This is a genomic window from Dyella japonica DSM 16301 (assembly GCF_001010355.1).
In the GTDB taxonomy this organism is placed as follows: domain Bacteria; phylum Pseudomonadota; class Gammaproteobacteria; order Xanthomonadales; family Rhodanobacteraceae; genus Dyella; species Dyella japonica.
The window spans coordinates 1-287 of record NZ_JPLA01000157.1; the positions used below are offsets into that span (position 1 = coordinate 1).

Consider the following 287-nt stretch of genomic DNA (forward strand, 5'->3'; position numbering starts at 1 on the left):
CCGGCTCTGTTAGTCCTAATGAACAGAGAGTGTGTTTATACACCCGTCAAATAGTACCGATATTTACTAGTATCATCCACATACTTTAGGTACGGCATAAATCACACCATCCCTCATTACCTGTGTGTATGACCACGGGTAGATATGTGGGATACCTGCCTCTAGTGCCAATCCCCACGCCTTATCAACATCAGCCCAGATTTTCTTAGCATCTTCAGGTAACAGTACGAATCCTATGAAGTAATGAACTACATTCAATGGATACCCTAGTCTATTCACGGCAGCAT

At 43.2% G+C, this 287-nt stretch carries 1 protein-coding gene; it reads right to left on the reverse strand.

Features of this window, described 5'->3' with window-relative positions:
• Positions 1-72: 72 nt before the first annotated feature.
• Positions 73-287: non-contractile tail sheath protein (locus Y882_RS20640; RefSeq protein WP_211259238.1), on the reverse strand; the 215-nt coding region annotated here is incomplete at its 5' end.